The sequence below is a fragment of the Melioribacteraceae bacterium genome, from assembly GCA_030584085.1.
Lineage (GTDB): Bacteria > Bacteroidota > Ignavibacteria > Ignavibacteriales > Melioribacteraceae > SURF-28.
This window is the reverse complement of record CP129490.1, coordinates 86,713-105,938: the sequence shown is the minus strand read 5'-3', so window position 1 is coordinate 105,938 and position 19,226 is coordinate 86,713. Positions and strand designations below refer to the sequence as shown.

Genomic DNA, 19,226 nt, shown 5'->3' with positions numbered 1-19,226 from the left:
ATACTCGTCTATTATATTTCGAGTAAACGTAAACAAATTTCAAGGTGTTTTTCATACATGTGATTTTTAAAGAAACTTATTATCCGCTTTAGCGTCATAATTACGTTTCAAAACCAACGTAATTAAAATGAGGCGAAAATGGATCGTATTTTAATCAATTACCTACACTTACTTGGTTCTATCGTTTGGATTGGCGGTGCAATTTATATGCATTTGGTATTGCAGCCTTCTCTAAAATCAATCGATGCTCGTGAAAGCGGCAAATTGCAAGGGATTATCGCAAAAAGATTTTCAATCGTTGCCTGGTCAAGTATAATCGTACTGATCATAACCGGTTTTCTAAAAACACCATCTTCTTTATTGCTTGATACAACTTCAAATTTTGGTGTTATCTTATTGATAAAACATGTATTTATTCTTTTGGCGATAATTGTCGGATTGACTATTGCCCTATACGTTGTTCCAAATCTTCAAAAGTATGCACCTAAACCCGGCGAAAGTCCGGTACAAGAATTCTTTAGATTTCAAAAAAGACTAAAAACATTGGCTGCTACTAATCTAATTTTTGCTTTGATTATATTAGGCATGGCTTCAATGTTGTGGTAAGATCTGAAGACAAATATGGATAAAGTTCAACTAGACAAGTATCTTGAGCGTATCAATTTTAGAAACAAAATTTGCAATAATCTTGATACGCTTAGTGCATTGCAAAAGTCTCATTTATTGAATATTCCATTTGAGAATTTAGATATTCATCACAAGATTCCTATCTCGATTAATCTCGAGTACTTTTACAATAAAATTGTAGAAAATAAACGTGGTGGATTTTGTTATGAATTAAATGGCTTGTTTAATGAGCTTCTAAAAAGTCTTGGATTTAAAACACATTTAGTCTCGGCACGGGTTTTTAACACACAAGAAAAATATGGCGATGAATTCGATCACCTTGCTATTATTGTAAAAATAGATAATGACAATTGGATTGTGGATGTCGGCTTCGGAGAGTTTGCCTTTTCTCCTCTCAAAATTATAACCGGAATTGAACAAAAAGATGAGCGAGGAATTTTTAGAATAATCTCTTTCAATAAAGATTATTTGGCTGTTCAGAAGAAATCTTCGGATGGTTGGAAAAATGAATATCTCTTTTCTTTAAGACCAAGAAATATTTCAGAGTTTTCGGATAAATGCAATTATCACCAATCTTCTCCCGATTCAACTTTTACACAGAAAAAACTATGCAGTATTGCAACTTTAAACGGACGCATCACACTCACAGATAAATCTCTTAAGATTACAAGTAATGATACGGTTCGGGAAATAGAAATTGTAAACGACAAACGCTTTTATCAACTATTGAAAATATATTTTGATATTGAATTTAAGGCAGATATATAGCACTGGCCTTCAATCGGAGAAGTTGTTGTGTATATCATCTAACAAATTATTATTGACAATTATCTTCATTTTACTATCTTCATAAGTTTTGATTGCCGGTTATTCGAAATGAAAAAATTGTTTCTATACATATTCTTGCTATTCTTAACTATTAATGCAAATGCAAATTTAGATTCATTAAAAATTCAGCTTGTCTTAAAAGAATCAATACGCATTTCCAAATCTTACTATGCAACCGCCGGCGAAATGTTAAAAGAACCATTTACCGTATTTATATTAGACAGCGCGAAACATCCAATTCCTAACATCCCGGTTGTTTTTAATATTGTTTCACATCCCGAAAAAGAGAAACACACATTTATTGAACAGAATATTGTTTACAGTGATTCAACCGGAAAAGCTGAAACAAATATTCGTTTGGGATCATCGCAAGGCAATTACATCTTTTCTGCTCATATTAAAAATTATAGCGGCGAGATAGACCCAATTTATTTATCCGTCATAGCTCGAAAAGATAATTGGGTAGCAATGTTAATAATGGGTGTGATTGGCGGACTTGGTTTATTCCTTTACGGCATGCATATGTTAAGTAACGGTCTTAAGAAAACCGCGGGCAATAAAATGCGTTCAATTCTCAACACGGTTACTACTAATAGATTTGTCGCAGTCGGAATCGGTACAATTGTTACAATGATTACCCAAAGTTCAAGTGCAACTACTGTTATGCTTGTAAGCTTTGTTCAAGCAAAACTAATTTCGTTCACACAAACAATGGGAATTGTTCTAGGTGCGGGAATCGGAACAACTATAACATTACAGTTAATTGCCTTCAAACTTACCGATTATTCTTTATTGATTATCGGTATAGGTTTTATGTTATATTTTTTCTTTTCTGCCAAAAAAATTAAAAATGTCGGTGAATCTATTTTCGGCTTCGGTATTTTATTTTTTGGAATGTATATCATGTCGGACTCTATGGAACCGCTTAGAACATTCCAGCCGTTTATTGATATTGTTCTTCAACTTGAAAATCCTATTCTTGGAATTCTTATCGGGACACTTTTTACTGCCTTGATACAAAGCAGTGCGGCTTTCCTCGGTATTGTTCTAGTCTTTAGTATGCAAGGATTAATTTCATTGGAAGCTTCAATTCCGTTAATCTTCGGTGCAAATATCGGGACAACTGTTACGGCTTTATTGGCAACAATTAATTCAAATCGTGATGCTAAACGTGTAGCTCTCTCACATACATTCTTTAAAGTTTTTGCCGTTATACTTTTTGTTTGGTGGATTCCAACATTTACCGAATTAATCAAATCAATCCCACCTACAATTAATGGTAATGAAACGTCGGCTGAGATGATGGATGTAATAATACCTCGACAAATTGCGAATGCACACACAGTCTTCAATGTATTATTTACTTTGGCATTTCTTCCTTTCTTAAAACCAATAGCTAATCTGCTTTATAAAATTTTACCCGATAAGGAGGAAGAAGAAATAGCACCATACAAAACAAGATTTTTAGAAGATTCGTTGATCTCAACTCCAACGCTTGCATTAAATTTAGCAAAGGCTGAGGTACTGGAGTTTGCCGAAAAAGTAAAACGAATGTCCGAAATTATTATTATCCCGTTCTTCGAAGATAACGAGCAAGTTCTTGATGAAGTAAAAGAATTAGAAAAAGAAGTGGATTATTTACAACACAAAACGGCAAAGTACCTAACAAAAATAAGTCAGCAGGACATAGACGAAAATACAGCGGAGGAATCATTTCAAATTTTACAATGTTCAGCTGAGTTTGAAATCATTGCAGATCTCATTTCAACTCGACTAAGGAACTTAGCAAAAAAACGTATTCGATTTAATTTAGCATTTTCAAATGATGGTAAAGCTGAGTTAACAAAGTTTCATTCACAGACAGTTAAACAAGTTGCCCGCGCAATTGATGTTTTCAAGGATACAAAATTCGAACGCGGTAAAAAGCTTGAGCAGAAATACCAGAAATATAAAGCCGGTGAGCTTAATCTGAAACGTTCACATTTTGACAGACTTCGACAAGACATTCCCGAAGCTATTCAAACAAATGAAATGCATCTTGAGCTTATTGATATACTTCTTCGAATTAATAGACATGCAGCACTTATTGGAAGAATTATGATGGGCGCTCTAGAGGCCGAAGATGAAAACGAAGTTGAACAAAATAACAAGTAAAATACAGAGGCTGTCTTACAAGGTCATTTCGATACTTCGACAAGTTCAGTACAGGTACGTCCGAAAAATTCCGGACTACTTAATGACCGTTGAATTTCTGCGGTTTTCGAGTGTTCCGACGTAGTATGTCGGAATGTATCGAGAAAACTAAGGGTTTTGAAACAGCCTCTTTGTTTGTTAATTATCCTTTAACTTCTCAATCATAATTTTCACTTTTTCTTTTTTTCCGCCTAACTTATCAATTTGAAGAATTCTAATATCACCTTCTTCCTCAAGTTCCTTTAGATATTCGTCAGCTTCATCGCCTTCAAATGTTTCAGTAATTTCTTCTCCGTTTTCATCAATTTTTGTTACGGTAACTTTTTTGCTTCCTTCCTCTACTTCAATTTGAAATTTTTTTGATGCACCTTTCATTTTCTCAAGAAATATCAAATTACCGCTGCTATCACCGCCGGAAGTTACCCAATTGATATTACCTTTTGAATCCCCTTTCCTAAGAATAAAGATTTCCTCTTTATCATCATCTGATTTTATCTCGAAGATCCAATCCTTTTCACCATAAAAATTGGTCAGTCGCTCACCGATTTCTTTTGCTTCTTCTCCTTCGAATGTAACTGCTCCCTCATCGGTCGATATTACTATTTTCTCAATTTCACCTTTCAATTTTGCAAGTTTTTCTTTTATTTCTTTTTTTGATTGTGCATGTAACATTGTAAATGTAAATGCTGTTAAAGCTAGAACGATAAATATGAATAGTTTGTTTTTCATTAGAACCTCCTTTTGTGTTTAGGACAAACATATAAAGCAGATCCCAAAAGAAATATTTAATAGTTGTTAACAAGTGTTAAAAAATGTTAAAAGGTGAGTATCTTTACAAAAGAGGCGGTAAATTTACGGTATGAAAGAGCGACGCATAAAAATTATAATTGGATTAATGACTGTTGCATTACTCGGATTATTAGGTTTTCAATACTACTTGATTAAAAGTTTGGTGAAAGTAGAACAAGAAAGATTCGACCGTCTTGTTAGTGAAGCTCTTAATTCTGTAGTAACTAAAATTGATAGGAAAGAAGCGTTAAGTGCAGTCCAAAATAAAATGGCTCAGAAAATAGATACCATACGTCATGCAAATGGTATAACAATAAAAAAAGTGACAAATGATTCATTGGTCGATGTTGAACAGATAATGGAGAACCAGGACGGTTTTAGATTTGTTGTTAAATCAAATGATGCTTCATCAACAAACAAAGTTGTAATTTTAGAAGAAAAAGTAAGAGGATTAACGGGAGAGGAAATTTTTATCGACGAAAATCAAGACACAGTTCTTATATCAAAATTTAACTTGGTTACTGAAGTAGTAACTGATCTTCTCACAAAAAAAATAGATCTTGAAACACGCTTGAGTTCACTTTCTTTAGATTCACTTTTAAGCCAAGAATTAGTCAACCGCGGAATAGAATTATCACATGAATATGGAGTAGTCAATAAAGAAAGCAAATTTATTTTCGTTTCCGAAGTCAGTGATAGTAACAAGGTTGTTAATTCGGAGTACAGTGTTACGTTATTTCCGCTGGATTTAACCGGAAACCGCAATCAACTCAAAGTATACTTTGCTGATACTTCGACATACATCCTTGGTAATATCACATGGATGCTACTATTATCGGGATTGTTTATTCTGACCATCGGAATAATATTCTTTATAACAATTCAGATGCTTCTTCGTCAGAAGAAAATTACAGAAATTAAAAATGATCTGATTAACAATATCACACACGAGTTTAAAACACCGCTTTCAACTATTTCAATTGCCACAGAAACTCTAATCGATCCGGATTTTAACAACGACTCAGCTCAACTTAAGAAATATACTTCGTTGATTTCAACCGAAAATAAGCGCTTAACCGCAATGGTAGAAAGTTTACTAAGTGCAGCGGCTTTTGAATCAAACGACTATAAACTAAAATTAGAGAAGTTAAGCATTCATTCGATAATTGAAAAAGTTGTCGAGGATAACTCAACATTTTTTAAAATGCATTCTGCTGAAGTAACTTTATTCCTTAATGCCGCAAATAGCTTTTCATTAGTTGATAAGTTTCATCTTTCAAATGTTTTTAAAAATATTTTAGAGAATGCCGTTAAGTATAATGAAGCAAAGCCTAAACTTGAAATCAGCACGGTAAATAAAAATTCGTCAATATTAATTTCGTTCAAGGATAACGGTATTGGAATTTCCAAGGAACATCAAGCAAAAATATTCGAAACTTTTTACAGAGTACCTACCGGAAATATTCATAATGTAAAAGGAAACGGAATTGGTCTTAGTTACGTTAAAAAAATGGTGACCGCGCATAATGGTAAAATTGAACTGATTAGCAAAGTAAATTTCGGAAGTACATTTACAATCACTTTACCGGTAGTCGATAATGAATAAAAACATTTTACTTGTTGAAGATGATGAAAATCTTGGAATAGTTTTAACCGATTATTTATCAATGAAGGGTTATAAGGTAACCTTGGCAAAAAACGGTGAAGAAGGATTTCAAAAATATTCACAAACAAAGTATGACTTGCTAATTCTTGATATTATGATGCCTAAATTAGACGGATTTTCACTTGCGAAAAAAATTCGCTTGAATGATAAGTCAACACCAATAATATTTTTAACAGCCAAATCAATGACCGAAGATAGAGTTGAAGGATTAAAAATCGGTGCAGATGATTATTTAACTAAACCCTTCAGCACAGAAGAGTTATTATTGCGGATGAAGAATGTTTTAAAGCGTGTTGAAAATTCTAATTTACTTTTCGAAGATAACAGAACTGAATATATAATTGGCAACTTTCGATTTGATTATAACAAAAGAGTTCTTGCTTCTAAAAACTCTGAAATCAAATTGACTTCCAAAGAAGCTGAATTACTTAAGCTGCTTTGCATAAACAGAAATCAATTGTTGGATCGAACGGCTGCTTTAAAACATATCTGGAAAGATGATAATTATTTTACATCCAGAAGTATGGATGTTTACATCAGTAAGTTAAGACGATACTTAAAGGATGATAGTAAAATCGAGATAGTAAATTTACATGGCAGCGGGTTTAAACTTATCTGTCCGGATTAATATTGTTTAACTTCTTTTAAAAACGGTTTCATCAAGTAAATATTTGCGGCAAGTCTTCCCAACACAAAAGCAGAAGTGGCGGCAATAACTCCAACCCAATCTAACCATTTAATTGTAACAAGTAATATTAATAAGATGCTTGATACTTCTGTGATTGTTGCAATAGTAATTGGTTTCGTTTTTTTAGAACTCACCAAAACCGATCTTTGAAATGAAATTAAAAATGTTAGTCCCGGCATTAATGCCATTATCATTAACGGCGGAATAGAAAATTCTGAAAGATCAATTGTTAAACCGGCAACACCTTCAAACCAAAAAGTAGAAAGTGGAGTGAATGCAACAATTGCTAAAGTGAGAACAACGATTGTCCCTCCTAATGCCGCAAAATTTCTCAACTTTTTATAGTTGTGTAATTTCTTTTTTGTATCAAGCAACGCAATACCAACTTCTTGAAAAGAAAGTCCGATTCCTCTAAAGATAAATACAAATCCATTTAATACGGGAAGAACCGCTAACGATTCCAATGCCATTCTACTCTGTCCGAGAAAAAATGTTACCATCGGATGAACGCCGAGCGCAATAACTGAAGTCAATGCAAGAGGATAATAAAACTCAAATATTTCTTTAAAACTAAGTTCATTGACTATATCTTTTTCATGAATCAAATATTCATTCAAAATACTTTTCGTCATAAACTTGCTTGCAACAGCCTCCATCATTACTCCGGCTGATAGTGCACTTGCACCGACAATTACGCCATGCAAATCGAAAAAGAAATAAAGTACTAATGCGGTTCCGGTCATCGAGATTAATCGAACAACTGTTCCATACGCTACTTTTCTTGTTTGGTTGGAATTGATTAGAATCCCTTGATAGAATCTTCTATAGCCAATTGATCCCGGCCAAGGTACAAGAATAGCCATCGCGATATATGTCAAGTCGGCAACTTCTTTCGGTAAAGCGATCAAATCGTACGCAATAAAATCAAAGATAACCGGGACGAGTATCAGCAGCATGATTGCGGTTAGAGAGAAATTTAATATGTAAGTAAACTTCTTTAGTTTTAGATATGATTGATAATCTTTAACAAGTGCCGTTGAAGCGCTCATCATCATAATAACAGGGGACTCGATTAACAAAGCAAAAGAGAAAGCAACACCGTAAGCTGCAAGATTATATTTAGGTTCTGCCATTCTCGCAATAATTGCCGTAAGTATAGGGTTTTCGATTGACATCATTAACCATGTGGCAGCTAACGGTATCCAAAAGATTAGTATTTGTCTGTATGTAAGTTTTTCTTCGGTCATTTTACTTACAAAAATAGATTAAATAATCGACAAAATTTTTTAATGTTCGTGTCTGTTTTTTCCATTTTGATTATATTGAAGAAGTTTCGAAAAAATTGAGAGCAAAAAGTGATTTCAAAAAACTACTTAGCATTCCTCATTTTATTTCTATCTACAACTTCATTATTTGCACAGACTGATTTAATACTAACGGAAATTATGTTCTCGCCAAGTGTTAATGGAACTAGAAATGAGTTTGTGGAAATATATAATCCGACAGCTCAAACAAAAGACTTGCTTGATTATCAAATTGGTGTGGCCGGTGTTTCTGATTTCATATTAGTCTTTAGCGGCTCAACATTATTGGCTCCTAATAGTTATGGTGTTATTGTTGAGGGTGACTATGATTCTAACGATACTCCCTATTCAATTCCCGGTTCGGCAATAATTGTAAAAATTGACGATAATGCTTTCGGAAGCAGCGGGATGGCCAATACTTCCGATAGAGAAGTTTATCTGATCAACGGAGTCGGTGATACAGTTTCAACATATACATATTCTGCAAATAACAGTGCCGGAATTTCAGATGAAAAAATAATTTTAAATAACGATAACACTTCATCTAACTGGGCAAATTCATTAGTATTAAACGGAACACCCGGCTCTAAGAATTCTGTTGCACCAACAGAATTAGATGTCGCAGTTACAAACATTACAACAAGTCCTTCGCCTGCAGTTGAAGGTGATTTGTTAACCGCAGATGTAAAAGTATTGAATAACGGAACACTTACTGCTTCCTCATTTGATTTAAAACTATATAATGACGCTAACTTGAATTCTATTGGCGAAGCCGGTGAATTAATTGATGATTTCACAATAACCAATCTTGCTTCCGGTGATTCAATTATTCAACAGTTTGACATTGGTTCTCTTGCTGAAGGAAATTATCAACTCATTGGTATTGCAGATTTAGTTAATGACGAAGCTGCATTCAACGATACACTGCTTTATAATTTCGATGTGCTTCCACCTCCACCGCCGTTTAATTCTGTAATTATAAATGAGATTATGTATGCACCTTCAACAGGTCAACCGGAATGGATTGAGATCTATAATCGTTCTACGAATACTTACAACCTTGCTGGATGGAAATTTGCCGATGCCGTTTCTGAGGTAACAATTACAAATGATCCGATCACAATTGCTCCGGATGAATTTATTGTTATCTCTGCAAATTCCTCAATAGAAGATTTTTTTGATATAAGTTCAACAATTATAGTGACTTCATTGCCTGCGCTGAACAATACTGGTGATCGGGCTGTTTTGAAGGATAACAATTCTTTTATTGTGGATTCGTTAACCTACACAAGTTCATGGGGCGGAACTAGCGGTAGATCACTAGAAAGAATTGATTATGATTCACCGAGTCATGATCAAACAAATTGGGGAACTTCTGTCAGTCCGAACAATGCGACACCCGGTGATGTCAACTCTCTTGCACCCAAGAATTTTGATCTTTCCGTTACTTCATTAAATGTAACTCCTTTTCCCTTGATTGAAAACACTACTCTAACATCAAATATTACTGTAAAAAATATTGGTAAAAATACTGCCGATACATACACGGTAAGAATTTATAACGATGAAAATTTCGATTTAACTCCTCAAGCTGGGGAATTAATTGCTTCAGCTAATTTAAGTAATCTTGCAAGCGGAGATTCGGTAATACAAAATTTAAATATAGGATCATTTTCTGCCGGAGCGTTGCAGCTAATCGCTCTGGTTGTTTATGCTTCCGATGAAAACAACGATAACAATGAACTCATTGAGGAGTTTACTGTAAATTATCCTCCGCCTCCTTTCAACTCTGTAGTTATTAATGAAATTATGTACGCTCCGGCTTCAGGTCAACCGGAATGGATTGAAATATATAATAGATCTCCAAGCACCTATAATATGGCAAATTGGAAATTTGCAGATGCCGGCACTACAGTTAATATCACGGTGGATCCAATTACAATTGCACCGGGAGAATTTATTGTATTAGCACGAAGTGAAACAGTTTCTGATTTTTTTGATATTAATTCTACCATTATTGTTTTCAATCTGCCCGCACTAAATAATACTGGTGATAAAGCAATACTAATGGATGGCACTTCTTTAATAATTGATTCACTAACTTATACTAGTTCCTGGGGCGGAACTAGCGGTAGATCACTAGAAAGAATTGATTATGATTCACCGAGTCATGATCAATCAAATTGGGGAACGTCTGTTAGTCCAAACAATGCAACGCCCGGTGATGTTAACTCTCTTGCACCAAAAGATTTTGATTTGGCTGTGACTTCCTTAACCGTAACTCCTTTTCCTTTAATTGAAAACACAAATCTCACTTCTCAAGTTAAGGTAAAAAATCTTGGAAATAATTCAGCAAATACATTTGTGATAAGATTATATAATGATGAAAATTTTGATTCGACACCACAACCGGGTGAACTAATAAATTCATTTAACCATACAAACCTTGCTGACGGTGATTCACTTACACAAAACTTTAGTATCGGTTCTTTTTCTGCCGGAAATTTACAATTAATTGCACTTGTCGAATTTGCTGCGGATGAAGACAATACAAACAATGAATTAATCGCAGAATTCGACGTTAATCAACCCCCTCCGCCCTTTAATTCCGTTGTTATAAATGAAATTATGTACACACGCCCTAGCGGTTCTGAGGAACCGGAATGGATTGAAATTTATAATAGATCAAGCAACTCCTATAGTTTAGCAAATTGGAAATTTTCCGATGCAAGCTTAGTTGATCCGGTAATTATAACAGTCGATCCAATAATTATAGAACCGGGTGAATTTGTTGTCTTAGCAAAGGATGAAACCATTTCTGATTATTTTGATATTGATGCTAAAATTATTGTGTTCAACTTGCCGGCATTAAATGATCCGGGAGATAGAGCAGTTTTACTTGATGGAACATCTTCTATTATTGATTCACTCACCTTCAAAAGTTCTTGGGGTGGAACAGGAGGACGGTCACTTGAAAGAATTAAATACGATTCTCCAAGCCATGATCAAGAAAACTGGGGAACATCAGTCAGTTCAAATAGGGCAACACCCGGTAATGTTAATTCTCTTGCACCAAAAGAATTTGATCTTTCTCTTAGTTCGATAACGATTTCTCCGCAACCGGTTATTGAAAGCAACGAACTGACGGCAAATGTGTTAGTTGAAAATCGTGGACAGAATTCAGCAAACTCATTTATTGTGAGATTGTACAATGATATTAATTATGACTCAACTCCTCAGCCCGAAGAATTGATTCAATCATTTACTAGAGGAAATCTGGCTTCGGGTGATTCACTTGTTGAGCAATTCAATCTTGGTGCTTTTAATGTAGGGAATGTTCAGTTAATTGGGTTGGTTGTTTTCGGTGCAGATGAGGATAACTCTAACAACGAATTAATTTATGAGTTCACTGTATTCCCTCCACCTCCGGACTATAATGATATAGTTATTAATGAAATTATGTATGCTCCTTCAAGCGGACAACCTGAATGGGTTGAGATTTATAATAGATCAGAAACTTCTTATTTGTTAACTAACTGGCAATTAGGTGATGCGACAAGTTCTTCGGTTATAACAACATTACCTACAATAATTGAACCGGGTGAATATATTGTATTGACTAAGGATTCCTCAATTGTAAATTTTTATTCTATCCCATCAAAAATTATTGAAATGAATTTACCTGTTTTAAATAATCCCGGCGATGACGTTCTGTTAATGAACGAAAATATGTTTGTAATCGATTCACTATCCTATACAAGCTCTTGGGGCGGATCAAGCGGTAAATCATTGGAAAGAATAGATGTTAATTTGCCAAGTACTTTACAAAGCAATTGGTCTGAATCGATTGATCCGAAAGGCGGAACTCCCGGTAAAGTTAATTCAGTTATACCGAGAGAATTTGATTTAGCAATTACATATTTCAATTCAACTAGTTCATTTCTTTTTGTAGATGAAATTTCTTCATTCGAAGTAAATATAGTGAACTTAGGAACAAGCAGCCTACAAGATGCGAACTTAAATGTATATCTCGATTCTAACAATGATGAACTTTTTACCGAAGATGAAATTATTGCACAGTTTACCGAAATTGATTTTGAATCGAATCAAGAAATATCCAGAGAATTTAATTATACTTTTAGTTCAATCGGTAACATTAGCATGCTTGCGGTAATAAATCATCAAGAAGATACTTACCCAACAAATGATTCTCTATTTCTGCAAAAGGAGATTGTTAAACCTAACGTTGAACGCGATCAAATTGTTATTAATGAATTTATGTATGCTCCAACCGCTCCTTATCCGGAGTGGATTGAAATCTATAATTCCTCTGCAACAGCTTTTCAATTGCGGGATTTTAAAATTGCCGATTTAAATGATACTGTAACGATTAGTACACAAAACATTTTATTGCAGCCGGATTCATATCTAGTCATTTCGCGCGACAGCATAATAACTCAGCTATATGATATTCCATCGCAAGTAATTGTTCGTTCCTTCCCTACGCTAAATAATTCAGATGATAGAATTATGCTGCTCGATAATTATACAAGAATTATAGATTCTCTTGAATACTCATCCACTTGGGGAGGAACCGGAGGAAAATCTCTAGAACGAATTAATCCTTTTGGTAATTCTTCCGATCAATCAAATTGGGTAACATCAACTGATCCCAGCAACGGGACTCCGGGCAGATTAAATTCTTCGGCACCTAAAGATTATGATGTGGCTGTAATTGATTTTTACAGCAATCCCCAGCAGCCAATAATTGGCGAACCGGTTACATTTTCAATTGATCTAGCTAACCTTGGACTAAACATTGCTTCCTTTGTTGTCAGCCTCTATGAATCAAATACAGAAGGTGATAAACTTAATTTGTTGGAAACTCTGCAAGTAGAAAATTTAATTGCCGGAAATTGGCAGACATATAATTTCAATTATAGAATTGAATCTTTTGAAGGAGAAAAGTTTTTTATCGCTGAAGCTAATTATGAAGTTGATCAGGATTTTTCTAATAATTCATCTTTGTTATTTGTTTCATCTGCAGCGGCACCGCTTTCTATTATTATAAATGAAATAATGTTTAATCCGCAAGATGACGAACCCGAATGGATCGAACTTTATAACAACTCGACTAACACTATTAACTTAAGAGATTGGCAAGTATCTGATGTGATAACTAATCCGGTTTCTACAACAATCATTAGAGAAAATTTTTACATCGAACCGGGTAAGTTTGTCGTGCTATCGAAAGACTCGGGGATTTTTGGTTATCATCCCAATTTGTCAGAAGATGTAATTTTATTAAACTTTGCGACACTTAATAATACTGATGATGGAGTTGTTATTTATAATCGTTTCGATGAAACAATCGATTCGGTTTTTTATAATAATCAATTTTCAAAACGAGCGGGACACTCTATCGAAAGATTAGATTATGACGGCAGTTCCATTGATCCCGCGAACTGGAATTATTCAATTTCACCGCAACGAGGAACTCCCGGATTTATCAACAGCAGAATCCCCAAAAATTATGATTTGCTCGTAGATGATATTTTCATTCAACCAAGTTTTCCGGAACTCGGTGATGAGATTTCCATATCCATGTATATCACAAATAACGGTTTGTTCGAAGCAAATCAGTACACTGTAATTTTCGAAGCGGACTTTGGAGTTTATGAAGAGTTTCAAGGTCAAACACTAGCTGCTGGACAAACAGATTTGATTACTGTTTCTTCGTACTTCCAAATGCAGGAAAGCTTTACTGCAAAAGCAACGATTGTTTATGCTTTAGATGAAGACCAAGCAAATAATAGTTTAACAAAAACTTTTTATTCGGGTTATTCTCCTTCATCGGTCCTCATTAATGAAGTATTGTATGCCCCGACTAGCGATGGCACAGAGTGGGTTGAGCTTATAAACGCGACCAACACGAGTATTAATATCAAAGATTGGAAAATTGCCGAAGGAAGTACTTACAATTCACCAAGAACAATAACCGATCAAGATATTACTATTCTGCCGGGTGAATATATAATTGTTGCAGATGATACCTCAGGCGGTAAATTTCAACCAATGCCCGGTGTACATATTTTTCAAGTCGATTTCGGAACGATGAACACTACGGAAGACATTGTAACAATTTTTGATTTTAGAGGTGCCCTCATAGATAGTCTGAAATATTTTTCTTCTTGGGGTGCAGGAGCCGGAATTTCTTTAGAAAGAATTTCTCTGGCATTACCAACAAACGATAGATCAAACTGGCTTCCTTCAATTATGCTTGGTGGTTCTACACCCGGGATTTCAAACTCAACTGTAAATGTGACTCCAATTGATGAAAAGAAAATTGTAATTAATGAAATTATGTTTAACCCGGAAACCGATAATTCCGAGTTCATAGAATTTTTTAATACCTCTGATGAATTCATAGAAATTGCAAATTGGATTGTTGCAGATGAATCAAACAATAGGACTAATCTAAGTAGAACGAGCTTCGTGGTTTCTCCTAAATCATATTTTATTGTTGCGGGAGATTCTTCAATACTAATTAATTATCCCGAGCTAAGTGCTTTTAATCAGCTAATAATTGCGAACAGAAATTTAAGTCTCAACAACTCGGATGATTTAGTTATCATTACCGATGCATTCGGAAATACTGTTGATTCTGTTCATTACGAAAATTCTTGGCATAATCAAAAAACAATTTCAACACGAAATAAAAGTTTGGAAAGAATCAATCCTTTCTTGGATGGAAACGATAACAACAATTGGTCAACATCGGTTGCAAGTGAGGGCGCAACTCCGGGTAAATCAAATTCAATTTTTATTGACAACAAATCATCTAATAAAACTATTTCCGTCACACCAAATCCATTTTCTCCCGACGGAGATGGATATGAAGATTTCGTAATTATAAATTACAATCTTCCGCGCGAGGTAACTTCAATTCAAATAAAAGTGTTTGATTCAAAAGGAAGAAAAGTCCGGACAATAAACGAAGACAATATTTGGGGAAGTCAAGGTTCAATTATATTTGATGGTTACAGTGATGACGGTCAACCGCTTAAAATAGGAATATATATTTTGTTTATCGAAGCTTTGAATAGTGCAAGCGGAACAACCGATACATTTAAAGAAGTTGTTGTTGTTGCAAGAGAATTATAAAAAGTCATTCTTGTCTTTATTTTTTAGTTGTGTTATTTTTGTTTAGTAAATTGATAAAGACAAGGTGAACTTATGAACAATGAATTCGAAAATGAAATACTAATTCTTAATGATGTTTATTCTGATTTGATTGATGCAATCGAGCATAAACCGGCAACTCAGGATTTTGAACAATCGAGAATTTATACAGAGAATTTAATCTCTTATTTAAACAAGTGGGTGCTCGATATCAAAAATGTCAAGAATTTACTTGAAGCCAGAGAACCAATAAAAGATTTATCCGCAGACAACAGACCGGCATAAAAATGAATCCAATTAATGAAAGAATCCAAAAGTTTATTTCACTAAAAAATATTGCCGTCGCCGGAGTTTCAAGAAAACCCGCGACCGAAACAGGGAACATCATCTATAAGAAATTCAAAGATAACGGGTATAATGTTTTTGCCGTTAATCCTAATGCGGTTGAGATTGAGGGCGATAAATGTTATCCTAATTTAAAATCAATTCCTTCACCTGTTGATGGAGTTTTCATCAATACGTCTCCTTCGGTTACGATGAGTGTTTTGAAAGATTGCAAAGAAGCCGGAATCAAATATGCGTGGATCCATAGTTCAATCGGTAACGGAAGTTATAATAGTGAAGCTGAGAGATACTGTAATGAAAACGACATTGAATTAATTCCGCGCGGATGCCCGATGATGTACGTTGGTAAAGTTGATTTCCCCCATAAATGTTTAAAGGGAGTTCTAAAACTTACCGGTAAAATTCCGTTTGGATTATAACTACCCCATTCGGGTGATTCATTTTTCATTCTAATGCTTTATATTATTGCCATAATTAACACATTATGGACAATGAATAAAATCACTTTAGTATTTCTATTTATCATCCTCGCAATTTTTCTTACTGCAAAAAATGATCATGTCTTTCAAAATCTACAGGTCTCGTCATTTTCATTTGAAGAAGGCATCTCTCACCAAACTGTATATAATATTTATAAAGATAGTAAAGGTTTTCTTTGGTTTGGAACCATGTACGGTTTAGTCCACTACATGGGTGCTCACACAAATGTTTACCGTCACGAACCGAACAATAAGAATTCATTATCAAACGATGATGTGACAAAAATTTTCGAAGATAGAGATGGAAATTTTTGGATTGCAACTTTTGGAGGCGGTTTTAACAAATTCGATATAAAGAAGAACAAGTTCACAAGGTACACCCCTTCCTCGCTGAATTTAGTTGATGAATGCAATGGAATTGTCTGGGATATAAAGCAGTCTGAAAATGGGAAAATATTGATTGCTACAGATAATTATGGAATAATAGTTCTTGATCAAAAAAATGGTTCTTCCATTTTCGTAAATGATTTTGAGAACAACGATGAGGTAAATGGAGAAAAAAAGTTTGCAATAAACTCTTCCGGCGAGATTTTCTTAATTTCAAAATCTTATACGCTTTACAAATACAATGACATCTCAAATTCATTCAGCAAATATTCCTTTGAAGTTTTGGATTTAGACAAAGTTCGTTCAGTTTACTTTAAAAATCATATTGCATGGATCTACTCTGACGGAAAAATAATTCGCTATGATGAAAGCACTCACGAACATGAAGTAATTTCCGATAAGTTCCCCGAAATAAACTCAATTCAAAATATTACTGAAATTTTTGTCGATTCTAAAAACAATGTATGGTTCGGTTCGCTTGGAATTGTTGCAGTATTAAACTACGAATTAGAGCAAGTACATATATTTTCTTCTTCCGATACGGGAAAAAATAAAATTCATAGAGGGGCGGTAGTTTCTATAGTTGAAGATCGCGAAGGAACAATTTGGATTGGATCATATACCGGTGGAATAAATAAAATATTTTCCCGTGAGAATGTTTTCAAATCAATTAACTATAATGAACATGACTTAACTAAATTGCCCGGTAATATTGTCAGCTCAATATTACCGGTTAATGATAATGAATTATTAATCGGTACAAATGCAGGTTTATCAAAGCACAATAAACAAAACAATTCCTTCGAGAACTACTTCTTAAACAAATCGATTTTTTCGATTAAGCAAATTTCTGAAACCAACTTTTTAATTGGTACAAATTCCGGTTTATATTTGACGGATAATTCTCTCAATATTGAAAAACATTTTACTCATAATCCCCAAGAAGAAAATTCATTAACAGCCGGACCAATAATTTGTTTATTGATAGATAGCTCAAACAATATTTGGGCAGGAACAAATTTCGGATTAAACAAAATTGACAAAACAACTGATAAAGTTATACGGCTTACTGATGATCCCGCAATCAATAATGATATTACCGGCAATACAATTTTATCTCTCTATGAGGATGCAAAAGGTTATATCTATGCCGGGACATATAACGGTTTGAATCAATACGATCCAAAGACAAATACGTTTAGGATTTTTAGAAATGATCCGGAAATCCCTAATACAATATCAAACAATTATGTTTTTAGTTATTGCGAAGATGCTTATGGAAATCTATGGATTGGAACCGGCGGCGGATTGAATAAATTTAATCGTGATGATGGGACTTTCGAATTAATATCGGAGCAGCACGGACTTGGTAATTCTGTGATATTCGGTATCGTTGAATTTAACAATCATCTTTTTCTCAGCACGGCAAATGGTATTTCTGTTTTAGATTTAGAATCCGGACAAATAAATTCATTTACTTCCGAACATGGTTTACACGGAAATATGTTTACAGCTCGATCGTATTCAGTTTCTGGAAATGAAATTTATTTCGGAGGTGTAAATGGTCTGAGTATAATTGATACCGAAAATTATCTTAAATCTTCTGTAACCACACCAATTAAAATTTTATCCGTAACTAGTGCTGAAGAAAATCTCTTCCCGAATTTTGCTTATAACGAAGTTGCGAAATTGAAATCCCTTATAACACAAATTATCTCCGGTTTTATTTCACTTCTATGGATTTTATATCAGCGGAAAACATCAACTTTAAATACAAACTCGATGGCTTTGATACAACTTGGATTAATTCTTACAATAAACCATTTGCCGAATATGCTGTTCTTCCACCGGGGAAATATCAATTGATTGTTAAGGCAACAAATTCCACAGGATTTGAAAGTAGTGAAAGTTCATCATTATCTGTAATCGTAACTCCGCCTTTTTGGCAAACTTGGTGGTTTATACTGTCTATCTTAACTGTAATTGGAATTACTATATATTCTCTTCACAAATTTAAATTGGCGAGAGAACTAAAATACGCTGAAGAGATTGAAAGGATTAGAGCGGAAGAAGAAATAAAACTACGCAAAAAAGCTGCGGAAGATTTCCACGATGAACTTGGTCATAGAATTACAAAAATTTCACTCTATAATGAGCTATTGAAGAGAACTCTCAAAGATCAAGAATCAGGTAGTTTAACTTATATGCAAAAGATAAGTGAGTTATCGTCGAATCTTTCTTCCGGGGTTAAAGATTTTATTTGGACTCTGGATCCCGGCAAAGATACTCTTTATGATGTTGCAATCAGATTAAAAGATTTTGGTGATGATCTTTTTGATAAATCTTCAATATCGTTTAGAACAAGCGGGGTTGAAGAGAGATATAGTAATATAACTATGCCAATGGATTGGCGGCGACATACAATGCTCATATTTAAAGAAGCTATGAATAATATTCTTAAATATTCCAATGCAAAAAATGTTCTTTTAACTTTTTCGATTCACGAAAACGAAATTGATATTTCACTTACCGATGATGGTGACGGCTTTGATCTAAACAAAATTAAGCAAGGCAGAGGATTAAAAAATATTCGTATGCGAGCGGCTAGTTTAAACGGCAAGGTTGATATTGAAAGTACAAAAGGAGAAGGAACAAGCATACGACTTCATTCACAATTATCATAATACGGCTTTATTTTATCTAGTCATATTTATAACTTTCCCTCACTCAAAAACTAT

Annotated in this window: 12 protein-coding genes; 10 read left to right on the top strand and 2 right to left on the bottom strand. The window is 34.2% G+C overall.

Annotated features, from left to right (window positions below; all coding sequences use genetic code 11):
• The first annotated feature begins 138 nt into the window (after positions 1 to 138).
• The 3 genes from QY331_00435 (at position 139) to QY331_00425 (ending at position 3,609) form a co-directional block, all read left to right on the top strand.
• Entirely contained in the window at positions 139 to 606 is a 468-nt protein-coding gene (locus QY331_00435) for a CopD family protein (protein ID WKZ69714.1), read from the top strand.
• Positions 607 to 621: 15 nt separating this feature from the next.
• The gene (locus tag QY331_00430) at positions 622 to 1,395 is read left to right on the top strand and encodes an arylamine N-acetyltransferase (GenBank protein ID WKZ69713.1); all 774 of its coding nucleotides are present in this window, start codon (positions 622 to 624) and stop codon (positions 1,393 to 1,395) included.
• A 108-nt stretch (positions 1,396 to 1,503) separates the two neighbouring features.
• On the top strand, positions 1,504 to 3,609 hold the full coding sequence (locus QY331_00425; GenBank protein ID WKZ69712.1) for a Na/Pi symporter: 2,106 nt from the start codon (positions 1,504 to 1,506) through the stop codon (positions 3,607 to 3,609).
• A 177-nt stretch (positions 3,610 to 3,786) separates the two neighbouring features.
• Here the strand turns inward: QY331_00425 and QY331_00420 are convergent, their stop codons facing one another.
• Positions 3,787 to 4,377, bottom strand: coding sequence for a hypothetical protein (locus QY331_00420; GenBank protein ID WKZ69711.1), 591 nt, complete (start codon positions 4,375 to 4,377; stop codon positions 3,787 to 3,789).
• A gap of 130 nt (positions 4,378 to 4,507) precedes the next feature.
• Here QY331_00420 and QY331_00415 point away from each other — a divergent pair, with 130 nt between their 5' ends.
• Together QY331_00415 and QY331_00410 are read left to right on the top strand one after the other, a co-directional pair.
• Complete coding sequence (locus tag QY331_00415; protein ID WKZ69710.1) at positions 4,508 to 6,043, top strand: HAMP domain-containing sensor histidine kinase; 1,536 nt, start codon at positions 4,508 to 4,510, stop codon at positions 6,041 to 6,043.
• On the top strand, positions 6,036 to 6,731 hold the full coding sequence (locus QY331_00410; GenBank protein WKZ69709.1) for a response regulator transcription factor: 696 nt from the start codon (positions 6,036 to 6,038) through the stop codon (positions 6,729 to 6,731). Before QY331_00415 ends, QY331_00410 begins: the two co-directional genes overlap by 8 nt.
• Here QY331_00410 and QY331_00405 read toward each other — a convergent pair.
• Entirely contained in the window at positions 6,728 to 8,038 is a 1,311-nt protein-coding gene (locus tag QY331_00405) for a hypothetical protein (GenBank protein ID WKZ69708.1), read from the bottom strand. The two genes, QY331_00410 and QY331_00405, sit on opposite strands and share 4 nt — an antisense overlap.
• Before the next feature lie 108 nt (positions 8,039 to 8,146).
• Here QY331_00405 and QY331_00400 point away from each other — a divergent pair, with 108 nt between their 5' ends.
• The 5 genes from QY331_00400 to QY331_00380 all read left to right on the top strand — a co-directional run bounded on the left by QY331_00400 (position 8,147) and on the right by QY331_00380 (position 19,172).
• Entirely contained in the window at positions 8,147 to 15,259 is a 7,113-nt protein-coding gene (locus QY331_00400; protein ID WKZ69707.1) for a lamin tail domain-containing protein, read from the top strand.
• A gap of 72 nt (positions 15,260 to 15,331) precedes the next feature.
• Complete coding sequence (locus QY331_00395; protein ID WKZ69706.1) at positions 15,332 to 15,562, top strand: hypothetical protein; 231 nt, start codon at positions 15,332 to 15,334, stop codon at positions 15,560 to 15,562.
• A gap of 2 nt (positions 15,563 to 15,564) precedes the next feature.
• A complete protein-coding gene (locus tag QY331_00390; GenBank protein ID WKZ69705.1) occupies positions 15,565 to 16,041 on the top strand; it encodes a CoA-binding protein in 477 nt (158 codons plus the stop codon).
• Positions 16,042 to 16,113: 72 nt separating this feature from the next.
• Entirely contained in the window at positions 16,114 to 18,354 is a 2,241-nt protein-coding gene (locus QY331_00385) for a two-component regulator propeller domain-containing protein (protein ID WKZ69704.1), read from the top strand.
• Positions 18,249 to 19,172 carry a triple tyrosine motif-containing protein gene (locus QY331_00380; GenBank protein WKZ71311.1) on the top strand — a complete coding sequence of 308 codons (924 nt, stop codon included), beginning with the start codon at positions 18,249 to 18,251 and terminating at the stop codon, positions 19,170 to 19,172. Before QY331_00385 ends, QY331_00380 begins: the two co-directional genes overlap by 106 nt.
• Positions 19,173 to 19,226: the final 54 nt, after the last annotated feature.

Bases quoted from the DNA above. Each gene is read 5' to 3' on its own strand.
- QY331_00390 (WKZ69705.1), top strand. From the start codon at position 15,565: ATGAATCCAATTAATGAAAGAATCCAAAAGTTTATTTCACTAAAAAAT.
- QY331_00435 (WKZ69714.1), top strand. From the start codon at position 139: ATGGATCGTATTTTAATCAATTACCTACACTTACTTGGTTCTATCGTT.
- QY331_00415 (WKZ69710.1), top strand. From the start codon at position 4,508: ATGAAAGAGCGACGCATAAAAATTATAATTGGATTAATGACTGTTGCA.
- QY331_00395 (WKZ69706.1), top strand. From the start codon at position 15,332: ATGAACAATGAATTCGAAAATGAAATACTAATTCTTAATGATGTTTAT.
- QY331_00420 (WKZ69711.1), bottom strand. From the start codon at position 4,377: ATGAAAAACAAACTATTCATATTTATCGTTCTAGCTTTAACAGCATTT.
- QY331_00405 (WKZ69708.1), bottom strand. From the start codon at position 8,038: ATGACCGAAGAAAAACTTACATACAGACAAATACTAATCTTTTGGATA.
- QY331_00385 (WKZ69704.1), top strand. From the start codon at position 16,114: ATGAATAAAATCACTTTAGTATTTCTATTTATCATCCTCGCAATTTTT.
- QY331_00410 (WKZ69709.1), top strand. From the start codon at position 6,036: ATGAATAAAAACATTTTACTTGTTGAAGATGATGAAAATCTTGGAATA.
- QY331_00425 (WKZ69712.1), top strand. From the start codon at position 1,504: ATGAAAAAATTGTTTCTATACATATTCTTGCTATTCTTAACTATTAAT.
- QY331_00430 (WKZ69713.1), top strand. From the start codon at position 622: ATGGATAAAGTTCAACTAGACAAGTATCTTGAGCGTATCAATTTTAGA.